Origin of the sequence: Aeromonas sp. FDAARGOS 1419 (genome assembly GCF_019047045.1) — a bacterium.
Lineage (GTDB): Bacteria > Pseudomonadota > Gammaproteobacteria > Enterobacterales > Aeromonadaceae > Aeromonas > Aeromonas veronii.
This window is the reverse complement of sequence record NZ_CP077209.1, coordinates 3,534,819-3,548,505: the sequence shown is the minus strand read 5'-3', so window position 1 is coordinate 3,548,505 and position 13,687 is coordinate 3,534,819. Positions and strand designations below refer to the sequence as shown.

Annotated in this window: 15 protein-coding genes; 11 read left to right on the top strand and 4 right to left on the bottom strand. The window is 60.5% G+C overall.

The window, feature by feature from the left end:
- Nucleotides 1–163 precede the first annotated feature (163 nt).
- On the top strand, nucleotides 164–1,177 hold the full coding sequence (gene trpS / locus I6L49_RS16110) for a tryptophan--tRNA ligase (RefSeq protein WP_103252027.1): 1,014 nt from the start codon (nucleotides 164–166) through the stop codon (nucleotides 1,175–1,177).
- Here the strand turns inward: trpS and I6L49_RS16105 are convergent.
- A complete protein-coding gene (locus I6L49_RS16105; RefSeq protein ID WP_216949922.1) occupies nucleotides 1,156–2,115 on the bottom strand; it encodes a LysR family transcriptional regulator in 960 nt (319 codons plus the stop codon). The genes trpS and I6L49_RS16105 overlap by 22 nt on opposite strands.
- Before the next feature lie 91 nt (nucleotides 2,116–2,206).
- Here I6L49_RS16105 and I6L49_RS16100 point away from each other — a divergent pair, with 91 nt between their 5' ends.
- Both I6L49_RS16100 and I6L49_RS16095 read left to right on the top strand, forming a co-directional pair.
- Nucleotides 2,207–3,106: a DMT family transporter gene (locus I6L49_RS16100; protein WP_005357113.1), complete on the top strand. Its 900-nt coding sequence runs from the start codon at nucleotides 2,207–2,209 to the stop codon at nucleotides 3,104–3,106.
- The gene (locus I6L49_RS16095; protein ID WP_005339236.1) at nucleotides 3,091–3,252 is read left to right on the top strand and encodes a hypothetical protein; all 162 of its coding nucleotides are present in this window, start codon (nucleotides 3,091–3,093) and stop codon (nucleotides 3,250–3,252) included. The genes I6L49_RS16100 and I6L49_RS16095 overlap by 16 nt, the downstream gene beginning before the upstream one ends.
- 124 nt (nucleotides 3,253–3,376) lie before the next feature.
- Here I6L49_RS16095 and I6L49_RS16090 read toward each other — a convergent pair whose 3' ends face one another.
- Entirely contained in the window at nucleotides 3,377–3,838 is a 462-nt protein-coding gene (locus I6L49_RS16090) for a DUF6314 family protein (protein WP_216949921.1), read from the bottom strand.
- 39 nt (nucleotides 3,839–3,877) lie between these two features.
- On the opposite strand from I6L49_RS16090, the gene I6L49_RS16085 reads away from it, so the two are divergent.
- Complete coding sequence (locus tag I6L49_RS16085) at nucleotides 3,878–4,732, top strand: carboxylate/amino acid/amine transporter (protein ID WP_129503003.1); 855 nt, start codon at nucleotides 3,878–3,880, stop codon at nucleotides 4,730–4,732.
- A 6-nt stretch (nucleotides 4,733–4,738) separates the two neighbouring features.
- On the opposite strand, the gene I6L49_RS16080 is transcribed toward I6L49_RS16085, so the two are convergent.
- Complete coding sequence (locus I6L49_RS16080; RefSeq protein WP_201959084.1) at nucleotides 4,739–5,602, bottom strand: sensor domain-containing diguanylate cyclase; 864 nt, start codon at nucleotides 5,600–5,602, stop codon at nucleotides 4,739–4,741.
- Nucleotides 5,603–5,672: 70 nt separating this feature from the next.
- Nucleotides 5,673–6,386, bottom strand: coding sequence for a 3-deoxy-D-manno-octulosonic acid kinase (locus I6L49_RS16075; protein WP_216949920.1), 714 nt, complete (start codon nucleotides 6,384–6,386; stop codon nucleotides 5,673–5,675).
- A 222-nt stretch (nucleotides 6,387–6,608) separates the two neighbouring features.
- Here I6L49_RS16075 and I6L49_RS16070 point away from each other — a divergent pair, with 222 nt between their 5' ends.
- The 7 genes from I6L49_RS16070 to I6L49_RS16040 all read left to right on the top strand — a co-directional run bounded on the left by I6L49_RS16070 (nucleotide 6,609) and on the right by I6L49_RS16040 (nucleotide 13,670).
- Nucleotides 6,609–7,664: a glycosyltransferase family 9 protein gene (locus tag I6L49_RS16070; RefSeq protein WP_216949919.1), complete on the top strand. Its 1,056-nt coding sequence runs from the start codon at nucleotides 6,609–6,611 to the stop codon at nucleotides 7,662–7,664.
- Nucleotides 7,665–7,964: 300 nt separating this feature from the next.
- Entirely contained in the window at nucleotides 7,965–8,591 is a 627-nt protein-coding gene (gene gmk, locus I6L49_RS16065) for a guanylate kinase (protein WP_005339253.1), read from the top strand.
- Between the two features lie 79 nt (nucleotides 8,592–8,670).
- Nucleotides 8,671–8,946: a DNA-directed RNA polymerase subunit omega gene (rpoZ, locus tag I6L49_RS16060; RefSeq protein WP_005307060.1), complete on the top strand. Its 276-nt coding sequence runs from the start codon at nucleotides 8,671–8,673 to the stop codon at nucleotides 8,944–8,946.
- Between the two features lie 131 nt (nucleotides 8,947–9,077).
- Nucleotides 9,078–11,195: a bifunctional GTP diphosphokinase/guanosine-3',5'-bis pyrophosphate 3'-pyrophosphohydrolase gene (spoT, locus tag I6L49_RS16055; RefSeq protein ID WP_005339255.1), complete on the top strand. Its 2,118-nt coding sequence runs from the start codon at nucleotides 9,078–9,080 to the stop codon at nucleotides 11,193–11,195.
- A gap of 44 nt (nucleotides 11,196–11,239) precedes the next feature.
- Nucleotides 11,240–11,971 (top strand): tRNA (guanosine(18)-2'-O)-methyltransferase TrmH, encoded by a 732-nt coding sequence (gene trmH, locus I6L49_RS16050; protein WP_201996016.1) that lies wholly within the window; start codon nucleotides 11,240–11,242, stop codon nucleotides 11,969–11,971.
- Nucleotides 11,971–12,630, top strand: coding sequence for a CatB-related O-acetyltransferase (locus I6L49_RS16045; RefSeq protein WP_203119670.1), 660 nt, complete (start codon nucleotides 11,971–11,973; stop codon nucleotides 12,628–12,630). The genes trmH and I6L49_RS16045 overlap by 1 nt, the downstream gene beginning before the upstream one ends.
- Nucleotides 12,630–13,670, top strand: coding sequence for an alpha/beta fold hydrolase (locus tag I6L49_RS16040; protein WP_216949918.1), 1,041 nt, complete (start codon nucleotides 12,630–12,632; stop codon nucleotides 13,668–13,670). The genes I6L49_RS16045 and I6L49_RS16040 overlap by 1 nt, the downstream gene beginning before the upstream one ends.
- The last annotated feature ends 17 nt before the right edge of the window (nucleotides 13,671–13,687 follow it).

The window sequence follows — 13,687 nt, the reverse complement described above, 5'->3', positions numbered from 1 at the left end:
ACATGACCGCATTCAATCACAACTACTGGTGGTGCTGCTCCTAAACAGGCGGCACCGCGTTTCCATTCAAGATTTCCCAAAGAAAACACCGTGACCGCCGAGAGGCGGTCAACTGTTTTTATCCCTTTGTCGCCTCCCGGCTCACCCAACTGGAGAGAGTGACATGCACAACCCCGTAATCCTTACTGGCGATCGTCCCACCGGCAAACTGCACATCGGCCACTATGTCGGCTCCCTGCGCCAGCGCGTCGAAGCTCAGCACCACTACCGTCAATTCGTGATGATCGCCGACCTGCAGGCGCTGACCGACAACGGCCACAACCCGGCCAAGGTGACAGACAACGTGCTGGAGGTGATGGCAGATTATCTGGCGGTCGGCCTCGACCCGGCCAAGACCACCTTCTGTTTGCAGAGCGCCCTGCCCGCCCTCGCCGAACTCACCTGCTACTACCTCAATCTGGTCAGCGTCGCGCGGCTGGAGCGCAACCCCACCGTCAAGGCGGAGATCCAGCAGAAAGGGTTCGAGCGCACGCTGCCGGCCGGTTTTCTGGTCTATCCGGTGAGTCAGGCCGCCGACATCACCGCCTTTCGCGCCAGCCATGTGCCGGTCGGGGAAGATCAGCTGCCGATGCTGGAGCAGACCAACGAGATCGTCCGCCGCTTCAACTCTCTGGTAGGCAAAGAGGTGCTGACCGAATGCCAACCGATCCTGAGTGACACCGGCCGCCTGCCCGGCATCGACGGCAAGGCCAAGATGTCCAAATCCCTCGGCAACACCATAGAGCTCGGCATGTCGGCGGAAGAGGTCAAACAGGCGGTGTTCGCCATGTATACCGACCCCAACCACCTCAAAGTGAGCGATCCGGGTCAGGTGGAGGGCAATACGGTGTTCGCCTATCTCGATGCCTTTCACCCCGACAAGGCGCTGGTCGCCGAGATGAAGGCGCACTACCGACGCGGTGGACTGGGGGACATGCGCTGCAAACAGGTGCTCAACGACTGCCTGCAGACCCTGCTCGCCCCGATGCGGGAGCGCCGTGCCGCGGCCATCGCCGACAAGAAGATGCTGCTGGAGCTGCTCTATCAAGGCACCGAGCAGGCTCGCATCATCACCGATGAGGTATTGGCGGAGGTGAAAAGCGCCATGGGGCTGGATTACTTCGCCAACATCCGCTGAGCGGGGGTCCCGAGCGCATCGTCGCCGTAGAGGTCGAACACCAGCTGGTGCAACAGGCTCTTGAACCAGCCTATCGCCTCGTCGTGGGCGGTGAGCGGGTGCCCCGCCATCAGGTAGACGATGGGGATTGCGGGGTCGAGCTGGTGCATCCGCAGCGGGTAGTAGCGGCAGAAGTGGCGCCCGATCATCTCGGGCACCACCACCAGATAGCGGCCGGTCGCCATCAGTGGCGGCACCGCCATAAAGCTCGGCAACCGCACGCCCAGCTCCCGCTCCACCCCGAAACGGGCCAGCCAGAGCTCCACCATCGCCTGACTGTGACCCCAGCTGGAGGTGTGGATGTGGGGGCGGCTCACCAGCTCGACCGGAGTCAGCACATCGGGCAATTCGCTGCCGAGCGGCGACAGGCAGACCAGCGGGTTGTTGAACCACTCCTCCCGCCACAAGCGGGGTGAGAGATGATTCGCCCCGGCGAAACCGATCACCAGATCCAGCTCACCCTTTTCCAACTCCCGCTCGTAGTCGCTGTCCGCCAGCTCGCACACCTCAAGCCGACAGTGAGGGGCCTGCCGATGGAGCCTCTCCACCAGCACCGGCACCAATCCATGCTCCACCGAGCCCGGGGTGGCGATACGTAAAATCCGCCGTGCAGTGGCGGGATCAAACCCCTTGGCCTGCCGCAATCCCTGCTCCAGCATCGCCAGCGCCTGGCGCACCGGCCCAGCCAGCGCCTTGGCCCGCTCGGTCGGCATCATCTCGCGCCGACTCATCACGAACAGCGGGTCATCCAGCGCCCCCCGCAGCCGCCCCAAGGCGTGACTGACGGTGGACTGGGAGAGATGCAGCCGTTCGGCGGCACGAGTGACATTGCGCTCCTGCATCAGCATGTCGAATACAGCGAGCAGGTTGAGGTCGAGACGGGCGAGCGAGCTATCCATCGATATTAGCCATAGTTAAATGCCAACAATTCATTTTTACCATAGTAACAGATTGCCTAGAATGCGCTGGCTTAATACATCGGAGATTCAAATGCGTAGCTATCTGTTATTGCTGGCCATTGGCCTGCTGTGGGGTTCCCAGTTCATTTTCATGCACCAGGCCGTCGCCGAGTTGCCCCCCATTCTGGTGGCTGCCGGTCGTGCCCTGTGCGGCAGCCTGACCCTGGGTCTGCTCTGCCTGTTCATGCGGCTCAAGAGTGAGCACACCCCGTGGCGCACCTATATGCTGATCGCCCTGCTGGATGCCACCATCCCCTTCATCATGGTCGCCTGGGGCCAACAGTATGTGGATAGCGCCATCGCCGCCGTGGTCATGGGTTGTATCCCGTTTGTGACCATTCTGGCTGCACCGCTGTTTATTTCTGGTGAAAGAATCACCAAAACCGGTCTGCTTTCCGTGATCATCGGCTTTGCCGGTGTACTCACCCTGTTCTGGCCGAAACTCTCCCAGGGCATGAACGCCGGTCTGCTCGGTGCCATGGCCATCCTGCTGGGAGCCAGCTGCTTCGCCATCGGTCTGCTGATGATCAAGCGCTTCGCCAAGGACCATCCGGTCGTGGTCGCCCGCAATATCCTGATCTCCTCGGCAATCCAGTTGCTGCTGGTCGCCCCCTTCATGGTTGATCTCGGCAGCCTGACCCTGCCGAGCACCCAGGCCCTGAGCGCGATCACCGTGCTGGGTACCCTCTGCACCGGTCTGGTCTACTTCCTCTACATGGCGCTGATCCAGAAGGCCGGCCCGACGTTCGCCTCCTTCAGCAACTATCTGGTGCCGCTGTTCGGCGTGATGCTGGGTGCCCTGTTCCTCGGCGAGCAGATCCATCCCACCACAGGTGTTGCTCTGGCCCTGATCCTCGGCTCGGTCGCCATGAACCAGTGGGCGCAACAGCGTCGCATGCAGCGCGAGGTCTCCCTATGTCAGGCATCCTGACCACACTGTGCGGTGGTCTGGTACTGATTGCCGGCTGGCAATATCGCCAGCGGCTGGCCGGGATCCTGGGCCTGCTGATGGTACTGCTGCCCTGGTTCTTCGATAGCAAGCTACAAGCCATGTTGAGCTATGCCCTGAATGCCTGAAGTCCATCTCTGAATGTGTGACGAGAGTCTATCTCTCCTGTTTTTGGGACTGTTTTAAAAAACCTCCGATTTGTCCCCCGCTACCGGCGCTCTGCGCCGGTTTTTTTATGCCTGCCAACCGGCGTCAGATCAGATAGCGATAGCTGAGTCGCTCGTTCTTGCGCGGCCCAGTGATCTGCCAGCTCAGCAAGAAACCGCCGTCGATCTCGGTCAACTCGGCACTGTAGTGATCCGCCCCGCACAGATGGGGCTCGGCGGTCAGCCAGCGGCCATCCCCCTGCGGCAGCAGCTCGAACAGTTCGACCGGCGCTTGATAACGCAGATGGGAGAGACGGATCCCCCGTTCACTGCGCTGCCACCAGAAGCGGTTGTGCATGGCGAGTTCCCTTCCATAAGGCGTGGTGTAGCGACCCTGCTCGTTAAACAGCCAGCCACCATGATGATCGGTCACCTGCACACGCCCCTCGCCCCGACCATTCCAGTCGGTCGCCGACCCCTCGCCATTACTGGCGGTAAAGGAAAATGCTCCGACCTGTGGCAATCGCGCCCATAAACGCTGGATTGCCGCTTCCATCTCGGCCATCATAGCCCCCTTAAAATTGACAACTGACGATAAATCAAACACATGAACTACTTGATAGGGGTCACCCTGCTTTGGTCATTCTCCTTCAGCCTGATCGGGGTCTACCTCGCTGGCCAGGTGGATGCCTACTTCTCGGTGCTGACCCGCATCGCCCTCGCCAGTCTGGTGTTTCTGCCCTTCCTGCGCCGCCGCTGGCTGCGCCCCGATCTGGCGGCCAAGCTGATGGCGCTGGGCGCCATCCAGCTCGGCATCATGTATCTCTTCTACTACCACTCCTTCCTGCTGCTGACGGTGCCGGAAGTGCTGGTCTTTACCATCTTCACCCCCATCTACGTCACCCTGCTCCACGATCTGCTGGAGGGGCGCTTCAAGCCCACCTATCTGTGGGGCGCCCTGCTGGCGGTGCTCGGGGCTGCCGTCATCCGCTTCGACGGCCTGACCGAAAGCTATGTGCTGGGATTTCTGGTGGTGCAGGGGGCCAACCTCTGTTTCGCCCTGGGTCAGGTGGGCTACAAGGTACTGCTGGCAAGGGAGGCGGAGCAACCGCCGCAACTGGCGGTGTTCGGCTGCTTCTATCTGGGGGCACTGGTGATCGCCCTGCCCGCCTGGTGGCTGCTGGGCAAGCCGCAATATCCGACGTCAGGGTTGCAGTGGGGCATTCTGCTCTGGCTGGGGGTGGGTGCCTCCGGCCTCGGCTACTTCCTCTGGAACAAGGGGGCGACGCTGGTCACCAGCGGGGTGCTGGCCATCATGAACAATGCGCTCATTCCGGCCGGCTTGCTGGTCAATCTGCTGCTCTGGGGCAAGGATACCGACCTGACCCGACTGACCATCGGCGGCCTGCTGATGCTGGCCTCGCTCTGGGTCTGCCAGCGTGATAAACGCGGCCAACCCTGACCGCACTCAGCCGACGACGGTGTTGTGCTCCCGTCTGGCCTGACTGTGACAGCTGGCCAGCCGGGCCAGCAGATGATCGAGCTGCTCGCCAGCCTGACTCTGCACCAGCCCGATGCTGACGGTGACCGGCCGCTGTGACAGCAGGCTGGCATCGGCAATCTCGAGGCGCAGCCGCTCGGCGATCTCCAGCGCACTCATCCGCTCGGTCTGGGAGAGCATCAGGATAAAACCGTCTTCATCCCAGCGGGCGAAGGGATCTTCCCGCCGCAGTTCGTGACGTACGATACGCGCCAGCTTGGCCAGCATGGCGTCGCAAGCCGCTTCGCCAAACAATTGCTGGATTTTGGCCATGTGATCGACCGAAAACTGCAGCAGACTGAAAGTGCCACTCTCGGTCGCCAGCCGCTCCTCCAGCAGTTGCTCGAAGCGGCCACGGCTCTCCAGTCCGGTCAGCGGATCGGTGCCATGTCGCTCCTCCACCAGCACGGCAGCGGGATCGAGGTGACGGACGACCCCCAGCAGATAACCCCGCTCATCGCGACGCATCCGCTCTTCCAGCCGGATGTAATGACCGTGATGATGCAGAATGCGGTATTCGAGGCGCAGACCGCTGCTGCGGCCGCTCTGGCAGGCGAGCAGGGCATCTTCCAGCCGGGCAACATCGTCGGGATGAACCCGATCCAGCCAGCCGAGATCATCCGGCCAGCAATCTCCCAATCCCAACAGGCGCAGGCAGGAGGGATCACGCTGCAGTCCATGTTGGGCTGACCAGCTCCAGATCCCCGCCTCCAGCAGCGCCATGGCATCAGACAGCAGACCCGGATCAAGCCGGGCAGTCACATCGACCAAAGGTGTCTTGAGCATTTCCATGGGGCGCCTCGAAACAGGATCTGAATACCTGCTCAATAAGTAACATTGGCGTTCACGCCGAGCAACAGGGTCAGAGCGCTTTTCCCTGATACCCGTTCATCAAGGTCTGCCAGTTCTCCGGTACGAAGTGGAAACTGGTATGCAGTTGAGACTCTTTATTGAATGAACGGAGCAAGCGTTCCAGATTGGCCTTCTGCCATTCGCCGGGGGAGCGGATCGCCCCCTTGTCAAAATCGATCACCCACACCTTGCCCTCTTTATCGAGCAACAGGTTATGGCTGTTGAGATCGGCGTGATAGACCCCGGCATCGTGCAACTGGCGCACCGTCTGGCCTATCTTGTGCCATACCTCGGTCGCCACCGGCCCCTGCTTGAGCAGCACCACCATATCCTTGGCACCGCGAATTCGCTCGATCAGGATATCGGCACGATAGAATGGGCCCTGTTTGACCATGCGGGCACCAAACGGACGTGGCACCGGCAGCCCCAACTCGCACAGCTTGGCCAGCAGGGTGTACTCGGCCATGGCGCGGCTCGACTCGACCCCTTCGAACCAGAAACGATCCCGCACCACCTTGCCCACCATGCCGCCACGATAGTAGTGGCGCAGCACCAGATGGCGGGACTCATCCTTGACGAACCAGGTCACTCCCCGTCCGATGGAGGTTCCCACCACCTGACGGTTGTTCTGCCACCAGGCAGGATCGAATAACTGGGGAGAAGGGTCGCGAAAGGCCCCTTCGGCATACCAGCAGATCTGGTTGTGTTCGGTCTGTACTCGCATCGTGGAGATCCCGCTCGGTGGGTCATGGATCGCAATTTTTCAATTGGCGATGAGGCTGCCGCTCTGGCATGCCCGCAATAGTGGCCTTTAATCAACAACGTGCAGAGACAGGTCATGGCGCTGGGCCCGGCCTATCCCGGCTGACGATTGTGCGCAATTTTACAATCCAGAGGGGAGTTTGCATAATGCCATCCACCCTTTTTGCCAGCCGTGCGCCACAACATGCCGCTATTTCAAACGCCCCCCTCCTCCATCTGCATCCTGCGGCTCTCCGCCATCGGGGATTGCTGCCACGCACTGGCGCTGGTGCGCGTCATCCAGCGGGAGTGGCCACAAACCCGCATCACCTGGATCACCGGCAAAATCGAGGCAACCCTGTTTGCTGATCTGCCCGGCGTCGAAGTAATCCCCTTCGACAAGAGCAAGGGGTGGCGCGGCTATCGCGATCTCTGGCATACCCTCAAGGGGCGCAAATTCGATGCCCTGCTCCACCTGCAGGCAGCGATGCGAGCCAGCATCGCCACCCTCGGCATCAGCGCCAAGGTCAAACTCGGGTTTGATCGGGAACGGGCCAACGACGGCCAGTGGCTGTTCACCAACCACAAGGTGCCTTCGCCTGCCTCTCCCCATGTGCTGGACGGTTTCCTCGCTTTCGCCAAAGAACTCGGCATCAAGGATCTGACCCCGGACTGGCAACTGCCCATCAGCGCCGAACATCAGGCGTGGGCAAGGGAGAAGATTGGCGGTAAACCGACCCTGCTGATCTGCGCTGCCGCCAGCAAGGCCTTCAAGAACTGGACGGCCGCAGGCTATGCCGCGCTGGCGGATCACGCCGCCAGCAAGGGCTTTCAGGTCTATCTCTGTGGCGGGCCGGCCAAGCTGGAGCGGGATCTGGCTGCCGAGATCCAGCGCTTAAGCCAGAGCAAGCCGGTCGATCTGGTGGGGCAGACCAACCTCAAGCAGTTATTGGCACTGATTGGCGAGGCGATTCTGGTACTGGCCCCCGACACAGGCCCCACCCATATGGCCACCATTGTCGGCACGCCGGTGATCGGCCTCTATGCCCACCACAATCCGGCGCGTACCGGCCCATATCTCTGCCGCGACTACGTGGTCAGCGTCTATCGGGAGCTGGTCGAGCAGGAGACCGGCAAGCCGCTGGCCGAATTGAGCTGGCGCACCCGTCTCAAAGACCCGGAGGCCATGCGAAAAATCACCAGCGAGCAGGTGATCGCCGTGTTCGAGCGGCTCTGTGCAGATCGCCAGCTGCCGCAGTGACAGGGCTCCTCGGGAATTCCGAGCCATCAGGCAGGGATAACCTGATAGCCTCTGCCCTCAGCCAAAGGCACAATGCAGGCTGATGTGGGTTACGCTCCCGCAGCAAGCTACGAATACTTTGATCGGCTGGAATATGATTCCGGCCGTTTTTTTATTCGCCGCATTCTGGTAAAATTCGCCGCCTTTACATCCTCCTGACTCAAGAATTTTCCGCGTTTTGCGTTTGGCTGTCTCCCTTTCGGGCACAAGACGGCGGTCTCTGCTACAACCAAAACAGCGGTTTCGATTAAAGGTAATAATATGGCGCAACAAGGCACTCTCTATATCATCTCTTCTCCGAGCGGCGCGGGTAAATCCAGTCTGCTCAATGCCTTGCTGACCAACCACAATCAAGCTGGCAAGATGCAGCTATCGGTTTCCCACACCACTCGCGCCACCCGCCCGGGCGAAGAGCATGGCGTCCACTACCACTTCGTTCAGGTGGAAGAGTTCAAGGCGCTGATCGAGCGTGGTGATTTTCTGGAGTGGGCCGAAGTGTTCGGCAACTACTACGGCACCTCCCGCGCCGCCATCGAAGCCTGTCTGGCCAAGGGGATCGACGTATTCCTCGACATCGACTGGCAAGGTGCCCGCCAGATCCGCGAGCAGATGCCGACCAAATCCATCTTCATCCTGCCCCCCAGCCGCGAAGAGCTGGAGCGCCGCCTGATTGGGCGCGGTCAGGACAGCGCCGAAGTGATTGCCGGCCGGATGGCGAAAGCCATTGCCGAAATGGTGCACTACGACGAGTATGACTATGTCATTATCAATGAAGACTTCGAGCAGGCGCTGTTCCAGCTCAGGTCCATTATTGAGTGCCAACGGCTGGAGATGCGTCACCAGCAACAGGCTCAAAAAAACTTGCTGCAACAGCTACTGGCAGAGTAAGCCAAAAACAAGTAAACTTTTGCGTCATTTTTAAACACTGCTTTTCTAAATACAGAAAGCCCAAACACTGGAGTCCTGCATGGCACGCGTTACTGTAGAAGATGCTGTAAAACAGGTAGGTAACCGTTTTGACCTGGTGCTGGTCGCCGCGCGCCGCGCTCGTCAAATCGCGGTACAAGGCAAAGATCCCCTGGTCGACGAAGAGAACGACAAGCCGACTGTGATCGCCCTGCGTGAGATCGAGCTGGGTCTGGTGAACAATCAAGTGATGGACACCCAGGACCGCTACGAACAGCAAGAGCAGGAAGCCGCCGAGCTGGCTGCCGTTGCTGCCATCGCCGAAGGCCGCGGTTAAGTTATTCCTCCGGTTGGCACCCGCCCGGGTGCCGACTGTTCATCCCCATTTACAACCGCTCGAAAACCTCGCAAACTCAGGGCTATACCCTCAATTCCACGAATTGCCGTTTCACCGCTGCGGGGACTGTCTTGTATTTATTTGAAAACCTTAAAGAAATAGCCAGTTCCTACCTGCCGCCAGAGCAGGTTGAGAAGCTCAAGCAAGCCTATGTGGTGGCCCGTGATGCCCACCAGGGTCAGATGCGTTCCAGTGGCGAACCCTACATCACCCACCCTGTTGCCGTTGCCCGGATCCTGGGTGACATGCGCCTCGATCATGAAACCCTGATGGCCGCCGTGCTGCACGACGTCATTGAAGACACCTCTGTCACCAAGGCCGATCTGGCCGAACAGTTTGGCAATGCGGTTGCAGAACTGGTGGCCGGGGTCTCCAAGCTCGACAAGCTGAAATTTCGCGATCGCAAAGAGGCGCAGGCCGAGAACTTCCGCAAGATGGTGATGGCAATGACCCAGGACATCAGGGTCATTCTGATCAAGCTGGCCGACCGCACCCACAATATGCGTACCTTGGGTTCCCTACGACCGGACAAACGCCGCCGCATCGCCCGGGAAACCCTCGAAATCTTTGCACCCATCGCCAACCGCCTCGGTATTCACACCATGAAGAACGAGCTGGAAGAGCTGGGCTTCGAGGCGCTCTATCCGATGCGATCCCGCGTGCTGCGCGAATCGGTGCGCCGCGCCCGTGGCAATCGCCGCGAGATCATCGACTCCATCCAGAGCGAAATCAGCGGTCGCCTGAAAGAAGCGGGGATCGAGCATCAGGTCAGTGGCCGCGAGAAGAATCTGTTCTCCATCTACAACAAGATGGAGAAAAAAGAGCTGCAATTTCATGAGGTAATGGATATCTACGCCTTTCGGGTCAAGGTGAAGGACATAGATACCTGCTACCGGGTGCTGGGGCAGATGCACAGCCTCTACAAGCCGCGCCCCGGCCGCTTCAAGGATTACATCGCCATCCCCAAGACCAACGGTTACCAGTCGCTGCACACCTCGCTGGTGGGGCCGCACGGGGTACCGGTAGAGGTGCAGATCCGCACCGAATTCATGGATCAGATGGCCGACAAAGGGGTTGCCGCCCACTGGGCCTACAAGCAGGATGGCGACAGTTCGGGTACTACCGCCCAGATCCGCGCCCAGCGCTGGATGCAGAGCCTGCTGGAATTGCAGCAGAGCGCCGGCAGCTCCTTTGAATTTATCGAAGGGGTCAAAACCGACCTCTTCCCCGACGAAATCTACGTCTTTACCCCGGAAGGACGCATCATGGAGCTGCCCGCCGGCGCCACGCCGGTGGACTTCGCCTACACGGTGCACACCGACATCGGCCACGCCTGCGTCGGTTCACGGGTCGACCGCCACCCCTACCCGCTCAGCAGCCCGCTGCACTCGGGTCAAACGGTGGAGATCATCACGGCACCGGGCGCCCGTCCCAACGCGGCCTGGCTCAACTTCGTGGTGACCACCAAGGCACGCTCCAAGATCCGTCAGTTCCTCAAGAACTTGCGCACCGAAGAGTCGGTGGTGCTGGGTCGCCGCCTGCTCAACCATGCGCTGGGTGCCAAAAATATCGAAGACATCCCCGAGCCGCGCATCAAGCAGGTGCTGGCCGATACCAAGCATGAGAACCTGCAGGGGCTGCTGGCCGATGTGGGCCTCGGCAACGCCATGAGTGTCATGGTGGCGCGCCGCATGCTGGGGGATGAACTGCCGCCGGAAGAGCAGCCCAAAACCAGCAGCAAGAAGATGCCGATCAAGGGTGCCGACGGCATGCTGGTCACCTTCGCCAACTGCTGCCGTCCGATCCCGGGGGATGCCATTATCGCCCATATCAGTCCGGGCAAGGGTCTGGTGATCCATCAGGAAGCCTGCCGCAACATCAAGGGCTACAGCAAGGAGCCGGACAAGTATCTGCCGGTGCAGTGGGAAGTGGACAAGGAGCAGGAACAGGAGTTCCGCACCGGCATCAGCATTGAAATCGTCAACCATCAGGGTGCGCTGGCCGAGCTGGCCAACGTGATTGCCGCCACCGGCGCCAACATTCACGCCATCAGCACCGAAGAGAAGGATGGCCGGGTCTATCAGGTCAGCCTGCTCATCACCACCAAGAGCCGCATCCACCTAGCCAACATCATGCGCAAGATCCGCGTGATGCCCAACGTGCTCAAGGTGAGCCGACAGAAGAACTGAACACAGGCGGCGCAAGCCGCCTGCTGCTTTTATAGAGACAAGCCATGACCCCCGAACGCTTCAAGCGCATCACCGATATGCTGGCCCAGCGTCAGCTCGATTTGACCGTCTGTATGGAAGAGGTACACAAACCTCACAATCTGGCCGCCATCGTGCGTACCGCCGATGCCATCGGCATCCACCGGGTACACGCCGTCTGGCCCAAAACCTGGATCCACAAGCGCAAGGGCACCGCCCGCGGCAGCCAGAACTGGGTGGATGTAAAACTGCACCCGGATATCGGCACAGCCGTTGCCGAGCTGAAAGCCTCCGGCATGCAGATCCTGGCGACTCACCTCTCAGACAGCTCGGTCGATTTTCGCGCTATCGACTACACCAAACCGACCGCCATTCTGGTGGGTCAGGAGAAGCACGGCATCGGTGAAGAGGCGCTGGCACTGGCCGATCACCATATCGTCATTCCCATGGTGGGCATGGTGCAGTCCCTCAACGTCTCGGTCGCCGCAGCCGCTATCCTCTACGAGGCGCAGCGCCAGCGCGAACTGGCCGGTTGCTATCAACGCGGCTGCCCGCTCACGCTGGAAGAGCAGAACAGCATCCTGTTCGAGGGGGGTTATCCTGTCTATGCCCAGCTCTGTAAAGAGAAAGAGATGCCCTACCCCCAGCTCGGCCCGGCCGGTGAAATTCTGGCGGACGAAGAGTGGTGGCAACGGATGCAGCTGACCCGCAAAGGGTGGGCGCAGCAAAGCGAGCAGGACGATCCGCAGGAGGAGTGATGGAGAACCCTTTTGGCAGCTGGCTGGAATCGCAAATCATTCGGGATCACCTGACCAACCCGAATATAGAGGCCGGCGACTACAGCTACTACTCCGGCTACTACCACGGCAAGCCGTTCGAGGATCACTGCGTCCGTTACCTGCTCGGCGATGGCTCGACCCGCGACACCTGGGAGAGCGGCCTCTGGGGCGAGGTGGATCGGCTGATCATTGGCAAATTCTGCTCCATCGGCTCGGGCGCCACCTTCATGCTGGCAGGCAATCAGGGCCACCGGCTGGATTGGGTCTCCACCTTCCCGTTCAACCCCGACACCTTTGGCGAAGGGGCCCGCAGCGGCTTTCAGCGCAAGGGAGACACCCGGATTGGCAATGACGTCTGGATCGGCTCGGAAGCGATGATCATGCCCGGCATCACCATAGGTGATGGCGCCGTCATCGCCACCCGCGCCGTGGTGACCAAAGATGTGGCCCCTTACACCATAGTCGGCGGCAACCCGGCCCAACCGATCCGCCGTCGCTTCAGCGATGAGCAGATCCTCATGCTGCAAGAGATGCAGTGGTGGGACTGGCCCTTGCCCCGCTTGCAAGCCAGCATGGCGCTACTCTGCTCGGGGGATATCGCCGCCCTTTATCACCATTGGCAACAGGAGTGTGCCTGATGAACCCCCTCTCTCTTTCCCTGTTGGCCCTGACCCTGTTTTCTGCCGGAGCCCTTGCCGTGACCAATACCTATCAGCTCACCAGCGAAGCCGATGTACCCAGCCTCTACCAGCAAACCCTACCCGACTTCTGGCGCCAGCATGCGGTTGAAGGAGAGTTCAAGGGCAAGGACGGGGTGACCATCCGCTATGCCGCGCTGCGGCAGGAGAAGGTTGATCGCGCCATCCTCATCGTCAATGGCCGGGTCGAAAGCTACCTCAAGTATCAGGAGCTGGCGTGGGATCTCTGGCGTCAGGGCTACAGCCTCTATCTCATCGACCATCGTGGTCAAGGGATGTCCGACCGGATGCTGGATGACCCGCAGAAGGGATATGTCGACCAGTTCGACGATTATGTGGTCGATCTCAAGCAGTTTCACGACCAGATAATCATGGCGGACCAGCCTGCAAAGCTGTTCCTGCTGGCCCACTCCATGGGCGGCGCCATCTCGGCCCGCTATCTGGAACGCTGGCCCGATGATATCAAGGCGGCCGTGCTCTCCTCCCCCATGCTGGGCATCAATCTCGGCGGTCTGCCCAAGTGGCTGGCCAAGGGATTGGCGAGCACCATAGGCACGGTCGGCGGTTGGATTGGTGAGCCTCCCTACGGCCCCGGTCAGGGAGCCTATCAGGATCACGGCTTTGCCGATAACGAGCTGACTCACAGCCAGCCCCGCTATCAAGCCTTCCGCCAACTCTACGAACAGCACCCGCAGATCAAGCTGGGTGGCGCGACCGCCCACTGGATTTATCAGGGGATCACTGGTGCCGATGCCGCCATCGCCGATGCGGGCGCCATCAAAACCCCGCTGCTGGTGCTGCAAGCTGGCAGCGACAGCGTGGTGGACAATGCCGCACAGGATCGCTTCTGCACCATTGCCAAGTGCGAAGGGGGCAAACCACTGCGCATCGAGGGTGCCTGGCACGAGCTGTTTATCGAATCCGATGACAAGCGCCAACCCGCCCTGACCGCGATGGTCGACTTTTTCGCCCGCTTCTGAGCCGGCTATTTTTTGTA

Excerpts from the sequence above, each read along its gene's own strand:
- I6L49_RS16070 (WP_216949919.1), top strand. The coding sequence starts at position 6,609 with ATGCCGCTATTTCAAACGCCCCCCTCCTCCATCTGCATCCTGCGGCTC.
- gmk (WP_005339253.1), top strand. The coding sequence starts at position 7,965 with ATGGCGCAACAAGGCACTCTCTATATCATCTCTTCTCCGAGCGGCGCG.
- I6L49_RS16075 (WP_216949920.1), bottom strand. The coding sequence starts at position 6,386 with ATGCGAGTACAGACCGAACACAACCAGATCTGCTGGTATGCCGAAGGG.
- I6L49_RS16095 (WP_005339236.1), top strand. The coding sequence starts at position 3,091 with ATGTCAGGCATCCTGACCACACTGTGCGGTGGTCTGGTACTGATTGCC.
- I6L49_RS16105 (WP_216949922.1), bottom strand. The coding sequence starts at position 2,115 with ATGGATAGCTCGCTCGCCCGTCTCGACCTCAACCTGCTCGCTGTATTC.
- I6L49_RS16085 (WP_129503003.1), top strand. The coding sequence starts at position 3,878 with ATGAACTACTTGATAGGGGTCACCCTGCTTTGGTCATTCTCCTTCAGC.
- I6L49_RS16080 (WP_201959084.1), bottom strand. The coding sequence starts at position 5,602 with ATGGAAATGCTCAAGACACCTTTGGTCGATGTGACTGCCCGGCTTGAT.
- rpoZ (WP_005307060.1), top strand. The coding sequence starts at position 8,671 with ATGGCACGCGTTACTGTAGAAGATGCTGTAAAACAGGTAGGTAACCGT.
- I6L49_RS16040 (WP_216949918.1), top strand. The coding sequence starts at position 12,630 with ATGAACCCCCTCTCTCTTTCCCTGTTGGCCCTGACCCTGTTTTCTGCC.
- I6L49_RS16100 (WP_005357113.1), top strand. The coding sequence starts at position 2,207 with ATGCGTAGCTATCTGTTATTGCTGGCCATTGGCCTGCTGTGGGGTTCC.
- trpS (WP_103252027.1), top strand. The coding sequence starts at position 164 with ATGCACAACCCCGTAATCCTTACTGGCGATCGTCCCACCGGCAAACTG.
- I6L49_RS16045 (WP_203119670.1), top strand. The coding sequence starts at position 11,971 with ATGGAGAACCCTTTTGGCAGCTGGCTGGAATCGCAAATCATTCGGGAT.
- trmH (WP_201996016.1), top strand. The coding sequence starts at position 11,240 with ATGACCCCCGAACGCTTCAAGCGCATCACCGATATGCTGGCCCAGCGT.
- I6L49_RS16090 (WP_216949921.1), bottom strand. The coding sequence starts at position 3,838 with ATGATGGCCGAGATGGAAGCGGCAATCCAGCGTTTATGGGCGCGATTG.